14 protein-coding genes are annotated in these 16,037 nt (G+C 63.3%); 4 read left to right on the top strand and 10 right to left on the bottom strand.

What is annotated here, in order from left to right:
- Positions 1-22 precede the first annotated feature (22 nt).
- Together ACIQUG_RS10940 and ACIQUG_RS10935 are read right to left on the bottom strand one after the other, a co-directional pair.
- A complete protein-coding gene (locus ACIQUG_RS10940; RefSeq protein WP_402321000.1) occupies positions 23-532 on the bottom strand; it encodes a gluconokinase in 510 nt (169 codons plus the stop codon).
- Complete coding sequence (locus ACIQUG_RS10935; RefSeq protein WP_402320997.1) at positions 529-1,905, bottom strand: GntP family permease; 1,377 nt, start codon at positions 1,903-1,905, stop codon at positions 529-531. Before ACIQUG_RS10935 ends, ACIQUG_RS10940 begins: the two co-directional genes overlap by 4 nt.
- A 282-nt stretch (positions 1,906-2,187) precedes the next feature.
- Here ACIQUG_RS10935 and ACIQUG_RS10930 point away from each other — a divergent pair, with 282 nt between their 5' ends.
- Complete coding sequence (locus ACIQUG_RS10930; RefSeq protein ID WP_402320994.1) at positions 2,188-2,325, top strand: hypothetical protein; 138 nt, start codon at positions 2,188-2,190, stop codon at positions 2,323-2,325.
- Positions 2,326-2,538: 213 nt separating this feature from the next.
- Here ACIQUG_RS10930 and ACIQUG_RS10925 read toward each other — a convergent pair whose 3' ends face one another.
- The gene (locus ACIQUG_RS10925) at positions 2,539-3,021 is read right to left on the bottom strand and encodes a methyltransferase family protein (protein WP_402320991.1); all 483 of its coding nucleotides are present in this window, start codon (positions 3,019-3,021) and stop codon (positions 2,539-2,541) included.
- Positions 3,022-3,194: 173 nt separating this feature from the next.
- On the opposite strand from ACIQUG_RS10925, the gene ACIQUG_RS10920 reads away from it, so the two are divergent.
- Positions 3,195-3,620: an OsmC family protein gene (locus ACIQUG_RS10920; RefSeq protein ID WP_275025234.1), complete on the top strand. Its 426-nt coding sequence runs from the start codon at positions 3,195-3,197 to the stop codon at positions 3,618-3,620.
- A 45-nt stretch (positions 3,621-3,665) separates the two neighbouring features.
- On the opposite strand, the gene ACIQUG_RS10915 is transcribed toward ACIQUG_RS10920, so the two are convergent.
- The 7 genes from ACIQUG_RS10915 to ACIQUG_RS10885 form a co-directional block, all read right to left on the bottom strand.
- On the bottom strand, positions 3,666-4,046 hold the full coding sequence (locus ACIQUG_RS10915; protein WP_402320987.1) for a VOC family protein: 381 nt from the start codon (positions 4,044-4,046) through the stop codon (positions 3,666-3,668).
- A gap of 91 nt (positions 4,047-4,137) precedes the next feature.
- Positions 4,138-5,109 (bottom strand): aldo/keto reductase, encoded by a 972-nt coding sequence (locus ACIQUG_RS10910; RefSeq protein ID WP_043623464.1) that lies wholly within the window; start codon positions 5,107-5,109, stop codon positions 4,138-4,140.
- Positions 5,110-5,215: 106 nt separating this feature from the next.
- Positions 5,216-5,626: a hypothetical protein gene (locus ACIQUG_RS10905; RefSeq protein ID WP_402320984.1), complete on the bottom strand. Its 411-nt coding sequence runs from the start codon at positions 5,624-5,626 to the stop codon at positions 5,216-5,218.
- Positions 5,627-6,092: 466 nt separating this feature from the next.
- Positions 6,093-7,433, bottom strand: coding sequence for an HlyD family type I secretion periplasmic adaptor subunit (locus ACIQUG_RS10900; RefSeq protein ID WP_402320982.1), 1,341 nt, complete (start codon positions 7,431-7,433; stop codon positions 6,093-6,095).
- Positions 7,434-7,439: 6 nt separating this feature from the next.
- The gene (locus tag ACIQUG_RS10895; protein WP_402320978.1) at positions 7,440-9,905 is read right to left on the bottom strand and encodes a type I secretion system permease/ATPase; all 2,466 of its coding nucleotides are present in this window, start codon (positions 9,903-9,905) and stop codon (positions 7,440-7,442) included.
- Between the two features lie 21 nt (positions 9,906-9,926).
- On the bottom strand, positions 9,927-11,966 hold the full coding sequence (locus ACIQUG_RS10890; protein ID WP_402320975.1) for a type I secretion protein: 2,040 nt from the start codon (positions 11,964-11,966) through the stop codon (positions 9,927-9,929).
- Between the two features lie 129 nt (positions 11,967-12,095).
- Positions 12,096-13,838, bottom strand: coding sequence for a hypothetical protein (locus ACIQUG_RS10885; protein ID WP_402320972.1), 1,743 nt, complete (start codon positions 13,836-13,838; stop codon positions 12,096-12,098).
- Positions 13,839-14,368: 530 nt separating this feature from the next.
- Here ACIQUG_RS10885 and ACIQUG_RS10880 point away from each other — a divergent pair.
- Together ACIQUG_RS10880 and ACIQUG_RS10875 are read left to right on the top strand one after the other, a co-directional pair.
- Complete coding sequence (locus ACIQUG_RS10880) at positions 14,369-14,851, top strand: hypothetical protein (protein ID WP_402320969.1); 483 nt, start codon at positions 14,369-14,371, stop codon at positions 14,849-14,851.
- Between the two features lie 159 nt (positions 14,852-15,010).
- On the top strand, positions 15,011-15,955 hold the full coding sequence (locus ACIQUG_RS10875; RefSeq protein ID WP_402320966.1) for a DUF817 domain-containing protein: 945 nt from the start codon (positions 15,011-15,013) through the stop codon (positions 15,953-15,955).
- The last annotated feature ends 82 nt before the right edge of the window (positions 15,956-16,037 follow it).

Raw genomic sequence — 16,037 nt, 5'->3', positions numbered from 1 at the left:
GAAAAGCGCAAGCGGGGCTGGGCTAGTTGCCCAACCCCTGCATGGCGAGATCGACCTGCTCAGCTGTTGGGAGCGCCACGTTGACGACGACGCCATCTTCGTCCGCACCGAGCAGCTCGAGGGTTGCTAGCTGGGTGTCGAGCAGGGATGCGGGGAAAAAGTGTCCCGCCCGATGGGAGAGCCGGTCGGCCAGCACGGCGCGGTCGCCGTGCACATGCACGAAGCGGACGCGAGGCGCGCCTGTGCGCAGGATGTCGCGATAGGACCGCTTCAGCGCCGAGCACCCGACCACCGAGGGGCGGCCGGCCGCCTCGTCCTTGGCGATCTCTGCCGCCAGCGCCCGCAGCCAGGGTTCACGGTCGTTGTCGTCGAGCGGAATGCCCGCGGACATCTTGGCGACGTTCTCCGGCGGGTGAAAGCTGTCGCCCTCGACGAAGCGCCAGCCGAGCCTTGCGGCCAGCGCCTCGCCGACAGTGGTCTTGCCGCTGCCGGACACGCCCATCACCACGATATGCTGCAGATCTTCGCTCATAGCAGCCACCATCCCACAAGCGCGAAGCCGAAGCCAATCACCCCGAGCAAGGTTTCCATCACCGTCCAGGTCTTGAGCGTCGTCCGTTCATCCATCTGAAGGAAACGGCCGACGAGCCAGAAGCCGGAATCGTTCACGTGGCTCAGCACCGTCGCGCCGCAGGCAATAGCGATCACGAGGAAACAAAGGTCGAAGGGGCTGAGCCCCGTCGCCGCCGCGACCGTCGGAGCGAGCAGCCCTGCCGTCGTCGTCAATGCCACGGTCGCCGAACCCTGGGCCACGCGCAGGGCCGTGGAGATGAGGAACGCGGCGACGATCAGCGGCATGCCGATCGCCTCGAGGCTGCCGGCGAGCGCCTGACCGATGCCGCTTGCGCGCAGCACGCCACCGAACATGCCACCGGCTCCGGTGACGAGAATGATGCCGCAGATCGGGCCAAGTGCCCCATCCATCAGCTTCTCCATGTCCTTGAGCGTGCGCTCGCCGCTGAGGACCCACATGCCGACAAGCACAGTGATCAGCAGGGCGACGGGCGTCTGCCCGGCCATGCGCAGGATGCTGACCCACAAGGCGCCACCGTCGATCATCTTCGCGGCGGCCAGTGTCGAAAGGCCGGTATTGAGGAAGATCAGCACGAGCGGCAGCAGCAGCACCAGCATGACGGTGCCGAAAGACGGAGGCACCTTGTCGCGCGCCGCCTCGCTCGGCGATCCGAGAAGGGTTGGTACCGGCAGTTCGAAGCGCTTGCCCGCCCAGAGGCCGAAGAGGTAGCTGCCGAGATACCACGTGGGCAAAGCGACGACGAGACCGACGAGCACCAGCAGGCCGATATCCGCCCCCAGCAATTCGCTGGCGGCGACCGGGCCCGGATGGGGCGGGAGAAATGCGTGCATCACCGCGAAAGCGCCCGCCGAAGGCAGCGCATAAAGCAGGACCGAACCGCCGAAGCGGCTCGCGACGCTGAAAATGATCGGCAGCATGACCACGAGGCCGGCGTCAAAGAAGATCGGAAAGCCGAAGAGCAGCGAGGCGATGCCGAGCGCCAAAGGCGCGCGCTCAGGCCCGAACTGGCCGATCAGCCGGTCCGCGAGCACCTGTGCGCCACCGGAAACCTCCAGCATCCGCCCGATCATCGCGCCGAAGCCGACGAGAAGCGCCACCGAGGCGAGCGTCGAGCCGAACCCCTGCAACAGCGTCGGGACCACGTCCTTGAACGAGATGCCGGTCACCAGCGCGGTCAACAGGCTGACCAAAACCAGGGCGACGAAGGCGTGCAGACGCAACCGGAGGATAAGAAAAAGAAGCAAGCCGACGGCTGCCGCCGCAATCAGCAGCAGCGTCGCGGTTCCATAGACGGGTTCGATCGAAGTCATGTGTCCTCCTTGTTCCGGAAGTGAGGTCAAGGGCCATATAGTCTATGGCCCTTCTCAGCAACCTACCTGAAAGAGGTGGGCACAGGAGATACGACCGCATCTATAAGCGCCCGTAGCCGGGCGGTCGTGATCGCCTTCGACAGGCGATCACGACACGTTTGAGGCGCGTCGCATTGCCATAGGCACGGATCGCCACACGCACTCGATCAGACCCCATAGGGCGTGTTAGGTATGCCAACATGGCAGACCTGTCGTGATCAGTTCAACTGAAAGGTAGAATAAATGCGCGCTACAATCCTGTTGGCAATGGTTCTAGCCCTCGCCGGATGCTCCCAGACCGGCGGTGGCGGTGGCGGCTACACCGCTGACTATGAGGCTGGCGACGGCGACTATTATCACGGGATCGTCGCGCCGAGATAAGGCCGGACCTTCCCGCACGAAAGACCAGCTTTCGTATTCCAGCGGGATGGACGCTCGCTCAAGTCCATTCCGGGAATAGCCCCAAGGGCATGCCCGCGGCCGCCGAGGCCATAATCAATCGAGAGCTTGCCGGGTCACCCGCTCGAAATCGCAAGTGCTGCGACGCGACGTCCGAACCGGCCTCATCACCACGGAGCATGCCGACTTGGGCAATTAGAGCCAGCGTCTGACACGCGCCTTGTAGGCCTGATAGACGTCGCCGAACTCGCGCTCGAGATAGGCCTCCTCGGGCGCCACGACGCCATAGCGGATGACGAGATAAAAGGGGACCAGCAGGATCAGCAGCCACAGACTGTCGAAGAGAATGGAAAAGCCGATCAGGCCGAGGAACATGCCGGTATAGATCGGGTTGCGGGTGAAGCGGTAGGGACCGGCTTCGACGATCGTCGATGTTGGGCGATGGATCTGGATTTCGGTTCGCGCGCGCCTGAAACTCACCGCCGCCCAGATCAAAAGCGCAAGACCGGCGAGAAAAATGATGCCGCCGGCGAGGGCGTCCGGCACGATCGCGGGCACGAACGGCAACGGGTGGAGCCGGTCGAGTACCAGGCCGCCGCCCACCGACATCACCCAGGCGATCGGCGGATGGATCACCGCGCCGGAACGGTCAGGCGCATTTCCTGTCGTCTCGTTCATCAAAACACCTGTTGCCTGGTTTGCGCGTGGTCCGCTCCCACACCAATGGCGCGGGTTGCCATTTTAGCGGACGCGGGCCATTTGCGAAAACCCTCCAAGACGCTATGTGAACGAAGGATCATCGGCTCTGTTTCGGACCATGATCACGCCATGGCTACAACAGGACGAGACACATGAAAGCACGCGTCAAATGGGTGGAAGACCGGACCTTCGTCGGAGAGTCTGGTAGCGGCCACAAAGTCGTTTTGGGAACCGCCTTCGGAGAGGAAGGTCGCACCCCGGGACCGAGCCCGATGGAATTGGTGCTGATCGGCACCGGCGGCTGCTCGGCCTATGACGTGGTGCACATTCTGGAAAAGGGCCGCGAGCCGGTCGAAGACTGCGTCGTCGAACTCGACGCCGACCGCGCCGAGACGGAGCCGCGCGTCTTTACCCGCATCCACATGCACTTCATCGTCAAGGGCCGCGGGCTCGCAGTCAACAAGGTCGAGCGCGCCGTTTCGCTGTCGATCGAGAAGTACTGCTCGGCTTCGGCCATGCTCGCCAAGACCGCGACGATCACCCACGATTTCGAAGTGATCGACACCAGCGCCGGCTGAGCCCCCACCCGGAGCTCGCATCAACGACCAGCGGGCGCACGGTTGCTATCGTCGCGCCGGTTGGAACAGTTCGACGACATTTCCGGAGGGGTCGATCAAAAGGATCTGCGCCCCTCCGGGACCGGTGACGATGTCGTTGCGGAACATGACGCCGGCGCGGCGCAGTCGCTCGACTTCGGCGTCGAGGTTATCGACGAGGAGATGGATACGGTTCCAGCCGCCCGGCCCCGGCTTCTCGCCGTCCGGCATTGGCCGGCCGGCCGAACTCGTCGGCCCGCTCAGCAGCAGCCGCAGTGCTCCGCGCTGCACATCCGCGAAAGCCGGTGCATAGCTCGACTGAAGCGAAAAGCCGAGGTGGGTCGTATACCAGGCGATCGCCGCCTCGACGTCGTCGACCATGTAGCGGACGTTGACCGTTTCCGACATTGCCTTCCTCCGAAGCGAACGTCCGCCCGTAAACAGAAGCCGGCGCCCGCGCCTCGGCAACGCCCCGTCTTCAAAGAGACGTCGCCGATCTTCAATCCCGATAGAAGTTGCGCCGCCAGCGGTGGGCGGTCAGTTTCGCCCGCTGCGTATCCGGCAGGCCGGCACCGTCGCCGATGGCGCAGTTGCGCTCGACGTTGCGCACCGAGCGCATGCCGGGAATGACCGTCGATACCGCCGGGTGGCTGAGAACGAAGCGCAGCGCCGTCTCGGCCAGCGCGTCGGGCTTGATTTCCAGGTCTTCGACGATCTTCTGCGTCCGTTCCTCGACCTCGCGCTTGCGCTCGCCGCGGAAGTAGGTTTCGCGGAAATCGCCTTCCGGGAAGACGGTATCGGCGCGGATCTGGCCGGTGAGGCCGCCTTCGTCCAGCGCCACGCGGACGATGACGCCGACATTGTGCTTCAGGCACGCCGGCAGCAGCTTCTCCTCCGGCGCCTGCTCGAAGATGTTGTAGATCACCTGCACGCTGTCGACGACGCCGGTCTCGATCAGCCGGAGCGCATTGTCCGGCTCGTAGTCGTTGATCGAAACGCCGAAGAAGCGGATCTTGCCGTCGCGCTTCAGCCGCTCGACCGCCTCCAGCCAGTCGCCGCGGCCGACCCACTCGTCCGACCAGACATGAAACTGCTGCACGTCGATCGTCTCGACGCCGAGATTGCGCAGGCTCGTCTCGGTGCAGGCGATCACGTGATCGGCCGGGAAAGTCTGCTCGGCAGGCGTGCCGGCATGCGCTGGCCATTGCATGTTCTTCGGCGGGATCTTGGTGGCGACGTGGATCGTCTCCGACCGCTCGCGCAGCAAGGCGCCGATCAGCTTCTCGCTGTGACCCTGACCGTAGCCGAGTGCGGTGTCGATGAAGTTGAGGCCGAGGTCGACCGCTCGGTTGAGGGCGCGCGCGGACTCGTCATCGCTTGCGCCCTGCCACTGGCTCTTGCCGATGCCCCAGGCACCGTAACCGATTTCGGAAATGCGCAGGCCCGTGCGGCCGAGGGTTCTGTAGTGCATGGTGCTCTCGCTGGCATTGGAGGGAGGACGGGATGTCGCCGGTTATCTAGGCCTCGGCGATCAACGGTCAACCTGGAAAATGCCCGGGCCAGCTGCCCTATGCCTTCTAGGCAAGGAACCAGAAGAAAACAGCCGACAGGAAGATGAAGGCGAGCACGAGCCCGATGAACTGCCGCATGCCCTCGCTCGTATTGTCGCCGAGCAAGGCGGCCCAGATCGGCCCGCCGCTGCAGTCTTCGTCGCGCAGGTCGCGAATGGAGGCCAGAGCCTCGCGGCCCACCGTCCGGCGGCTATAGTCGTGCGTCTGCGGCTGCCGGTTGCGATGAGAGGCAAGCGACCCCGAAAGATCCGGCGCGACGAGGCCACCGTCGCCGGCATCGACCACCGGGGCCGGCCGCCCCTCCGTCGTGGGCTGATTGCGGGTTGCATCTCCTGCCCGCAGGCGCCCCGCGCCATGGTGAAACGCCCAGCGCTGCGGTTTCGACTGCAGATCGGATTTCACGTGCCGGATAGACATCACGCACCTCCACAGGCGTAACCGCTAACCGGGCGCTTTGGTTCCGTGGACGGGCGTGCATTGTTGATCGTGGGGGGCGGAGCGTCGCCGATACGTCGCTTGAGGGACGCAATTGCCGGCAGCGTCAGCCGAAAAATAAAAGAGCCCGCCGCGGGAGGAGCGGCAGGCTCTCAAAAATCGATCAGCAGCCTGGGAGGAGGAGATCGTTCACCCGTCGAAGCTCTGCGGGAGGAGATGCATTGCTTCGATGAGGTGAATATACAGGTTATCTGCCCAAATCGTAGGCGGATTTTGCGCAAGCCAGCTATGCGCTATGCGCGCAGCGCAACACCGGCGCACCGGTCCAGAGCCGCCGTAAATGCGATCGAACGGCCGGTGATGCCGGCGAAATGCGAATGCTTTCAGGCGACACGCCGGCAGGCGGAAACGGGTTTCACGTCGTAGGCGTTGCTGCCGGTCGAAACAGTCAGTTTTCCATGAAGGCGCGCGCCATGCTGTCGCGGATCGGCTTGGTGAGATAGTCGAAGAAGGTGCGCTCCGCCGTCTGGATCAGGATTTCCGCCGGCATGCCGGGGGTCACGACGAAATTGTGAACTCTTGCAAGCTCGCTTGCCGGAAGGCTGACGCGCGCCAGATAGACTTCGCGCGTGCCCTCATGCGTCTGCACCGGCAGGGCGTCCGCCGACACGTAGAAGACCTGCCCATTGAGGACCGGCGTCGTGCGCTGGTTCAGCGCGGTCAGCCGCACCGTCGCCTTCTCACCGACCCGGATATTGTCGACGTCGGTGCGCAGCACCTGCGCCTCGATGATAAGCGGTACGTCGGCCGGCAGGATTTCCATGATCGGCTTGCCGCTCTCGATGACGCCGCCGGACGTATGAAAATGCATCCGGATGACCGTGCCGGTCACCGGCGCGTTGATCGTCGCGCGGCGGAGCACATTGGTCGCGCCGCGCAATTGTTCACGCACTGTGTCCAGTTCACCTTCGGCCTTCTGCAATTCGTCGAGCGCGGCCTCTTGGTAACTCTGTTCGGTCTGGTTGACCTGCTGCTGCTGCTTGAGGATCTGGGCGCCGGTCTCCGAGACTTCGGACATAAGACGGCCAATCTGGCCCTCTGCATCGGCGATCGCGCGCTGGATGGTCTTGATCTCCGTCTTGCGGATCAGGTCCTTAGCCAAAAGCGTCTTCTTGCCGATGTATTCCTCCTCGAGCAGGACTCGTTGCTCGCGCACCGATTTCAGCTGCTCCTGAAAACCTTGCGAACGGAACTCCAGGCTCTCGATATTCCGCTTCAACAGTCCGATATCGCTATCAAGCTTGCTCCTCCAGGTCTGGAAATTGAGCTCTTGGCTCTGCACGATCGGGACAATCTCAGGATCTTTCTTGACATGCTCCGTGAGAGCCGCGGGCAGCACGATCTGCTTTAAACCGTGCGCCTGCGCGGTCAGCCGGGCGACGATCGCCTCCAGTCGCGCCCAGCGCAGAAAATACTGCCTCTCGTTCGCTTGTGCTGCCGTTTCGTCCAGCCGCACCAACGGCTGATCCACGGTTACGCGGTCGCCCTCGCTCACGAGAATATCCTTGATGATCCCGCCTTCGAAGTGCTGGACCACCTTGTTCTGCCCGGTTGCGACAAAGCTGCCCTGGGCGATAATGGCTGCCGCCAGAGGCGCGGTGAAGGCCCAAAGGCCAAAGCCACCGAAGGTCACGACGATCAGCACCAGGCCGATCATCGTATGCTGCCAGATTGAACGCGGAACCTCTGCGTACCAGGTCAGATCCTGCACTTTGGCCATGTCGCTCATGATCGCCTACGGAAGCTGGTTTTGTTCGAGCGGGTTGCCTTCGGTATTCACACCCCGCGACGCAAGTGCCTTGAGAACGTCCTGGCGCATGCCGAAGAGCGCCACCGTGCCGTTGACGAGCAGCAGAACCTTGTCGACGCTGTTCAAAAGCGCCGGTCGCTGAGTGATGGTGACAACCGTGATCTTCTCGCGCTTGGCATGGGTCAGCGCCCGCGTCAGCGCCGCCTCGCCGGCGGTATCGAGATTGGAGTTGGGCTCGTCGAGCACGACCATGCGTGGATTACCGAAGAAGGCGCGGGCAAGCGCGACGCGCTGCTTCTGGCCGCCCGATAGAGGCGAGCCGTCGGCGGCCACGACGGTCTCGTATCCGTGCGGCAGCATGGCGATCATGTCGTGGACGTCGGCAAGCTTGGCAGCGGCGTAGATGTCGGCGTCGGTGGCATCCTCGCGCATGCGGGCGATATTGGCCTTGATCGTGCCGGGAAACAGCTGCACATCCTGCGGCAGGTAGCCGATGCTTTCGCCGAACTGCCGCTGGTCCCAGTTCCTCAGGTCCATGAGATCCAGCCGGACGTTGCCTGACGTCGGCAGGATGGATCCAACCAGCATCTTGCCGAGCGTCGTCTTGCCGGCACCGGAGCTGCCGATCACGGCAAGCGAATCGCCAGGTTCCAGCGCAAAGGTAATGCCATTGAGCACCACGCGCTTGGTGCCCTGCGGAACGAAAAGCAGGCGCTCGACGTCGAGGCGCCCTTCGGGCCGCGGCAGCTTCAACCGTTCGAAATTGAGTGGTGACGTCTTCAGCAGCGCGGAAATGCGCCCGTAGGCAGCACGCGACTGAATGACCTGGCTCCATCCCTCGATCGCGCCCTCGATGGGCCCAAGCGCGCGGCCCGCAATGATGGACGCCGCAATCACCATGCCACCGGTGAGCGAGCCATTGAGGGCGAGATGGGCCCCCCAACCGAGCATCGTCACCTGCGTCAGGAGGCGCACCGCCTTGGACAGCGACGCAAAAGCGATGTTGCGGTCCTGCGCCATCACCTGGGCTTTGAGCGAACCGGCCATGTCCTTGCCCCAGATGTGCACGGCCTCCGGGATCATCGCCAGTGCGTTGATGATCTGGGAATTGCGCGACATCGAATCGAGGTGAAGGTTGGCCTTGGTCTGGAAGTTGGTCGCTTCGCCGAACGCCGCAGCCGTCGCTTTCTGGTTCAACAGCGTGACGATGAGAAGAAGAACAGCTGAAGTGACGACGATCATGCCGAGGTGCGGGTGGATGAGGAAGACCGCCACCAGAAAGAGCGGCGCGATCGGCGCATCGAGAAACGAAAGCAGCGTGCCGGAGACGAGGAAGGAGCGAAGCTGCTGCAGGTCGCCCAGCGTCTGATACTCGCGCCCATTGCTATGCAGCGCGGCTCTCGCTGCCGCGCTCAAGATCGGCGCGCCCAGTTGCGCGGCCACCTCCACGGCGGTGCGCATCAGGATCATGCGCCGAATAGCGTCGAAAACCGACTGCAACAGCACCGCGCCGACGATGATCGCCGAGAGCATCACCAGTGTGTCGACCGAGCGGCTGGTCAGCACCCGGTCCGAGATCTGGAACAGATAGACAGGGATCGAAAGCACGAGGATGTTGGTGACGATCGTAAACAGCATGACGATCATCAGGTTCTGCCGGATCGCCTTGAGACCGGCGCTGAGGCTCGCCGAAAAATCGACGGGTCCAAGGCGCTTGTGGAAGACGCCCCCTCCACCGCCTCCGCCGCCGCCCTTATCGGACGATCCACCACCCTTGTCGGGTGACCGTGGCTCGGCCTTGATCGGCCCACGGTCGGCTTCGATCACCACCATGCCCGAAGGCGAATATCGCTCCTTCATCTCCGCCGTCGGCCAGGCAGCCGGTTTTCCGACCGGCTTTTCGATGCAGGGTTCCGGCTTTGGTTCCCCCTGTAACGGGCGGCGCTCGACCGTCGCCTCGCCGCGCAGAGCCGGCTCGGGCCTGGCCACGGGCTCGGTCTTTGGAGGCCACGGCCGCGACGTGACGTTGACCGTCTCAGCGGCATCCGCCCGTAGCGTTCCCGTCTGTGCACTTGACGCCTGCGCGATCCCGATCGGTGCGGCCGGTGCAGCAGCGCGCGCCGGTGCGAAGGCGGGTGTCGGACCGGTGATCTGTACCGGCCTTGCGGCAACGCCCGATCCGGGAAGAGGCGAAACGGGTGAAGGGGTCCAGTTGCCATCCTCGCCGGCGCCGTTTGCCGCCACTCTTCTTATTTGGTCCGCCACCCCGTCGATCTCCCTAACAGCACGGTCCAGAACGTGTTCCTGATGATTGAGCTTGCGCAGAAACTGCCGTCGCGCGGCGTCGGCGCCGGACGCTTCCGGCCGTGTTCCGTTTTCCCCCGCGTGCGAAACGTCCTCGCATTCGGTTTCGGCGGACGCTGGCCGCGACGGATTGGTGCGGTCGGTCATGACTATCCTCCCGCACTCCCATCAGGCGACCATGCTGTGCATGGGGTCGGCACTGGCCGTATCGATGCCGTGCCCATGGCTCGGCGCGATCTGATCCTGCGGCTGGTGACCGAAATCCGGAGTGAGCATGTCGTCGCCGAGAAAGACGACCGCTTCGCTGACCAGCGCATCCGGGTTCTGGCTTCCCAGATAGGGATCGTTCTTGACCAGCTCTGCCTGGATGAGCACCTCGTCCGAATAGGCGCCGCCGCCGGCATAGATCGTCTTGCCGGTATCGACATCGACGATCCCGGCATAGTTCAGTAGGGCGTTCGAGCCAGTGGAAATGGTCCAGTCCGCATCCGGGCGCGCCTCGAGCGCGTTCATCGCCAGCGTCACCTGATCGCTGTCGCCGAGAATGTTGGTCTGCTGGATATAGTTGAGGCTGATGAGATCGCCGGAAATGTAGAGCACCCGCAAGCCATGGAGCCCGGCAAAGGCGCCATCATGCAGAAAGTCGTCGCCCGACGGCTTCTTGCCTTCCGACAGATCCTGCAGCGCCGACAGGTAACCGTCCGACATCGGATTGACCGGGCCCGCACGACCGGCCTCGACGATACCGGCATAGTTCCAAAGCAGGTTTCCGCCGGTCGAGACCGAACCGGCACCGCTGGTGTGAAATCCGCCGACGGAACCGACGAGATCATTGTCGAGCAGGATGTTGGTCTGCTGGATGATGTTGGCATCGAAGACGCTACCGCCGACAAAGATCAGGTCGAAGCGGTATCCGAGTTCCAATAGCGACACCTCGTTGGCGGCGGTGTTGTCGCCGGCGACGATTGAAAGCTTCGAGCCGGAAGCCGAAAGGATCGCCGTGTCCTGGTCCGACATGAAGGTAAACTGCTGCAACCAGTTCACCATCATCAGGTCGCCCTTGACCTCGGTGATCGCCCAGGCCTTGGGGAAGTCCCCGGTTTCGGCGTGGGCTGGTTCCTGAGCCGGCTCGACGTGCTTGAACATCGCGATGTTGAACGCCTGGGTGGCAGCCTGCTCGGGACTGCCGCCGCTGAGCGCGGAGCTGACGAGGTCGCTGTCGCAATAGGCGTTGATCTGCACGATCGCGTTGAGCGCGACGTGGTCGCCGGCCACGGCCATCACTTCCGCCTGCAGCCAATTGCTCGTAATCACGACGGAGTTGACCAGCGTGTTGCTGCCGGTCTCCAGTTCGACCGAACTGTTGATCGAGACGGCGCCTTCGCCGTATGCGACGCCGCCGCTGACCTCGACCGGCCCGTTCGTAAGTTCAGGCTCGTCCGGCGTCTCGGTGGCCTCGTCCTCACCCGGCAGATGATCCTTGAGAACAGGCGCTTCCTCGACGATCACGCCATTCACATAGATGCCCTCAAGCGCGCTTGCCTTGGCAACGAAGTGGCTGACGGTCATCCCCTCGGCCTCGGCCTCGTCGCTGGCCGCATAGGCATCGAGCCTTTCAGCCGCGTTCGTTACGAGGTTGGCGATCGCATCGCTGGAGCCCGCGACATCGGTCTCGCCAAACAGCGAAACCTGCTGTGCCGCGCCGATGAGCTCGGTCATGGTGGCGCTGTTGTCGATCTGCAGGCTGGACGTCAGGCCATGCCCGCCGACGCTGACGAAGTCGTTGTCCGAAAGCTCGGCGACCTGGTTGCTATAGACCGCAACCGAACCCGGCGGGTTGATGTGCGGCTCGACCACCTGCGAGGCCGATCTCGGCGATCCGCCCTGCAGGAAGGCTTCCGAGCTGGCGCGGCCAAGGGAGCCGCCAAAAATCGGGTATTCGGGGAAGGACACTCCAGCATAGCCGTCAGGAGTTGGCATGAAGATGTCCGGTCCGACCGGCTTGTACCGGATGTCGGGGTTGAAGTCGTCGAGATCGTAAGGTGCGTGCACCTTGACCGGCGCAGAAACGAGCTCCTTCGGATCCTTGTGGACGTCACGATCCGGGTCGAACTTCTCATGGATTTCACGCAGACGCGCCTCTTCGGTAGAGAGTTCGAAGAGACCGATGAAATGGGCAATGGCCTCGGTGATCTTTGCGGAATACAAGGTCAGGCCCTCCTCTTGTCACCGGCAGTCCCCGCCGGCTGGCGGGTCGTGCCTGACTGCGCGAGAGGCGTCCCGCGCAGTCATTCTCGGGTCGATTCCGCGAGACGCGGATCGACGCCCCCTCACCGATCAGGTGTTGTCGTCGTCGCCGACAGCAGTGGTCGTGTAATCACCACCGACGACCGTCATGTCGATCGTGTTGCCCTGCAGGTTCGCGCCGAGCACGATCTGCTGGTTGAAGGCGTTGGTGTCGATGACTGCGTCTGCCGAAGCCGAGGAGAGCCCTTCGACGAAGCTGTCGTCACCATTGTACGAGCCCCACATGCCGGCGCTGCCACCCGCGCCGCCATCGCCATTGGTCGCAAAGCCACCGTTGCCGCCGGCACCGCCGGCACCACCGAGTGCATGGCCACCGTAGGCATCGCCACCGTCGCCGCCGGCTGCCCAAGAACCCGTGAGCGCGAGGCCGCCTAGGCCGTGACCACCGGTCGCTGCGCCACCGGTACCGTCACCACCGGTCGAGTCACCCGTAGAGCCTCCACCGGCATAGGCATCGCCACCGCCGCCGCCGGCACCACCGACGCCTGCACCGGCGCCGAATCCAGCACCCGCGCCAAGACCAGCACCCAAAGCGCCGCCGCCGTCGCCGGCATCGCCGGCATCACCACCGTCAGCACTGCCGGTATCGCCAACCGCTACGCTGTTGCCACCGTTGCTGTCGCCACCGTCGCCACCGAGGTTCAGGATCGGAAGGATGAAGCCGCCGGCATCGCCGCCGTCACCTGCATCCGAAGATCCTGCCGGGCCGCTCGTGACGTCGCCACTCGTGCCACCGTTGCCGGCACCGTTGCTGCCGCCGTCGCCGCCGGCTGCCGCGCCGACGCCAAGGCCGACACCGAGACCGAGGCCGACACCGAGGCCGGCACCACCTGCACCACCGGCACCGGCTGTCGCCGTACCGCCATTCGCGTCACCGCTGGAGCTGCCGCCGCCAACGCCAACGCTGGCTGCAATGCCGCCAAGGCCGGCACCGCCGGTCGCATCGGCATTGTTGTCTGCGTCGCCGCCATCGCCGTCGCCAGCGCCCGCGAAGCCACCAACGCTATGACCGCCGTCGCCGCCGTCACCACCGTTGGCATAAGCCTTGCTTCCGCCTTCACCACCGTCGGCTCCGGCCTGAATGCCATCGCCCGAGCGGGCATCGCCGGCATTGGCGTTGCCGTTCTGGTTGAGCGTGCCGCTGTTGTTGATGTCGGAGGCGCTGTCGTCATCCGACATGATGGCGTTCTGGCTGAACACGTTGGCAACGTTGCTGTTGCCGTTCATCGAGCCGTTCAGGATGTCCTTGAAGCTCGTGTTCGCCATGCCGTGGATCGAAGAGTTGTCGATATCGGCAAAGTCGTCGTCCGACGGCTTGTAGCCGCTCAGGTCGAGATCGACGTCCACGTCGACCGTCGTCTTGCTGTCGACGTCGACATGGGTGCTGTTTTCGTTGAGGTTGGCATTGAGATTGGCGTTGCCATTACCGTTGAGGTTGGCGTTGCCGTTGCCGTTCAGGTTGGCATTGCCATTGCCGTTCAGGTTGCCGTTACCGTTGGCATTGGCGTTGCCGTTGCCATTCAGGTTTCCGTTGCCGTTCAGGTTGCCATTGTAGGACTCGCTGTATTGCGATTGTCCCTGGTCCTGGCCCTGCCCTTGATCCTGGCCCTGTCCCTGGTCTTGCCCCTGGCCCTGGCCTTGTCCCTGCCCCTGAAGCTGGCCCTGCAGCTCCGCCTGCAATTGTCCTTGACCCTGGCCTTGCCCTTGATCCTGGTCTTGATCTTGAGACTGGCTGTCATCCCATGGCCACAGGATATTTTTGTCCTTGCTCATAACGATCACCTCAAGTTGAGGCCGCGACAGCCGAGCCGCATTCTTCTCATACGCGGATTTGGGCCATGCGCGGGCTACATGTTGAACTTAATGAAAATGGTTCCTCCTGGACGCCGCAGCGTCCGCATGCCGATATTTCGATTGCTTTCTTCTGGCTGCCTCTCCCCTATTGGGTCGAGAGGACCGGATCAGGTTCCCTAAAGGGCATTTTGCCATTCGATGCAGTGCTAGCCCCATAAGGCCCGATGCGTCCTGCTCGCCGGTTGCGCTGGAGAGTCTGTCGAAAACCGATACACATTGTAAGTTGTCAGTTCGGGCTAACCACCGCGGGCTAGCGGCGACGGCGAAATGTCTTCACCCGTGGGTTAGGTAAAATGTGGCCATCAACCTTCCGCTGGCGCCAAGCCGACGACAGGGCTGGGCGTTGCGTTTCAGGCCCTGCAGGACGCCTGCGGAACAAATTTACTCGCCGCCAGAATGGGATATTCTAGCGTTTGTCCATTGACGGACGAAAGCGTTGGCAGGGGCCCATGGCGAAATTTCATGAGATCCTACTTCTGATCGGACAACTCAACTATACGTGGACCAATACGGAGAGCTTGCTCATCTACCTCATCGCCGGCCTCGCCCGGGTCGACAAGGAAACCGCGATCGTCATCTTCTTGACGCTGAACACGACGCGGGCCCGCATCGAACTCGTCGAGCGGCTGACCAAGATGGGAAAGACGCCTGCCGCCCAGCGGCAGGAAATTCTTGCGATTACCCAACAGCTTGGCCGGCAGGCGAAACTCCGCAACAAATACAGCCACTGCATCTATTCCTTCGACGAAACCGGCGATCAGGCAAGCACGCAGCTGATGGCGATCTTCGACAGCAAGGACACGATCAAGTACGGCAAGATCGAGCAGATCAACGAGGCCGAGATCACTCGGATCAACGAGGTGATCGAGCAGCTGCAGGAGGTCAACCGGGAAATCTGGGCGATCGTCGACCGTTACGCTTTCCCGCGCTGATCGACCGCCACGAACGCTGCTTGCGGCCTGTCGCCATCCCGCCGCCTGCGGGCGGTGACGGCCGCGCGGCGGCCCCCACACGGCCCGGTTTCCACCCATCCACAATTCAACCGCATTGTCAGGCCATCGCAGCAGCGACGGCAACAGGAGGCGATGCGGATGGTTGGAAAGCCCGAGGAGAGGCGGTTTACGAGCCTTGAGGCGCGCATCGACGCTGCGGCCCATGGCGTGCTCGACCGGCTTCCGGCAAGCGGCCTCCTTGGCGGCCTGACCGAATTTCTGGTCTTCGGCATCAAACAGGCCTTCGCCTGCCTCTTCGGTGGCGCCATGCTGGCCCTGATGCTGGCAACGAAATTCTACTGGCCCGAAGGCAGTGGTCTCGCCCGCTACGACTTCCTGTTCCTGAGCGCCATCGCCATCCAGGTCTCGCTGCTCGTCTTCAAGCTCGAGACGATCGCCGAGGCCAAGGTCATCCTGATCTTCCATATCGTCGGCACCCTGATGGAAATCTTCAAGACCTCCGTCGGCTCCTGGATCTACCCAGAGCCGAGCTTCTTCCGCATCGGCGGCGTGCCTTTGTTTTCGGGCTTCATGTATGCCGCCGTCGGCTCTTATCTGGCGCGCGTGACCCGCATTCTCGACATGCGCTACAGCAACTATCCGCCGCTCTTTGCCACCCTGCTCTTAGCCCTTGCCATCTATGTCAACTTCTTCAGCCACCACTACATCATCGACCTTCGCTACGCGCTGTTCGGATTGACCGCGATCCTCTTCCTTCGCACCACGGTGCATTATCGCGTCTTCCGCTTTCGTCACCGCATGCCACTGCTCCTCGGCTTCCTGCTGGTCGCCCTCTTCATCTGGTTCGCCGAAAACATCGGGACCTGGTCGCGGGCCTGGATCTATCCCTCGCAGCATGCCGGCTGGACGCTAGTCTCCGTGCAAAAGCTCGGCGCCTGGTATCTGCTGATGATCCTGTCCTTCGTGCTGGTCACGCTCGTGCATCGTCCGCGCGCGGTTGTCGCTTCGGCCGCCGTGACCGAGAGGAAAGCCGCCGAGATGGGCGATGCAGCTGTCGCCGAAGAGGGTGTCGCCGCGCGATAGCGCAACCATGGCGAGAAGGCAGATCGCCACGGGAGTTGCAAAACGGCGCGCACTGGAAAACGATACCGAATCAATCGCTTTC

Source organism: Ensifer sp. NPDC090286 (assembly GCF_044769565.1).
Lineage (GTDB): Bacteria > Pseudomonadota > Alphaproteobacteria > Rhizobiales > Rhizobiaceae > Ensifer.
This window is presented reverse-complemented; position numbering and strand designations above follow the sequence as displayed.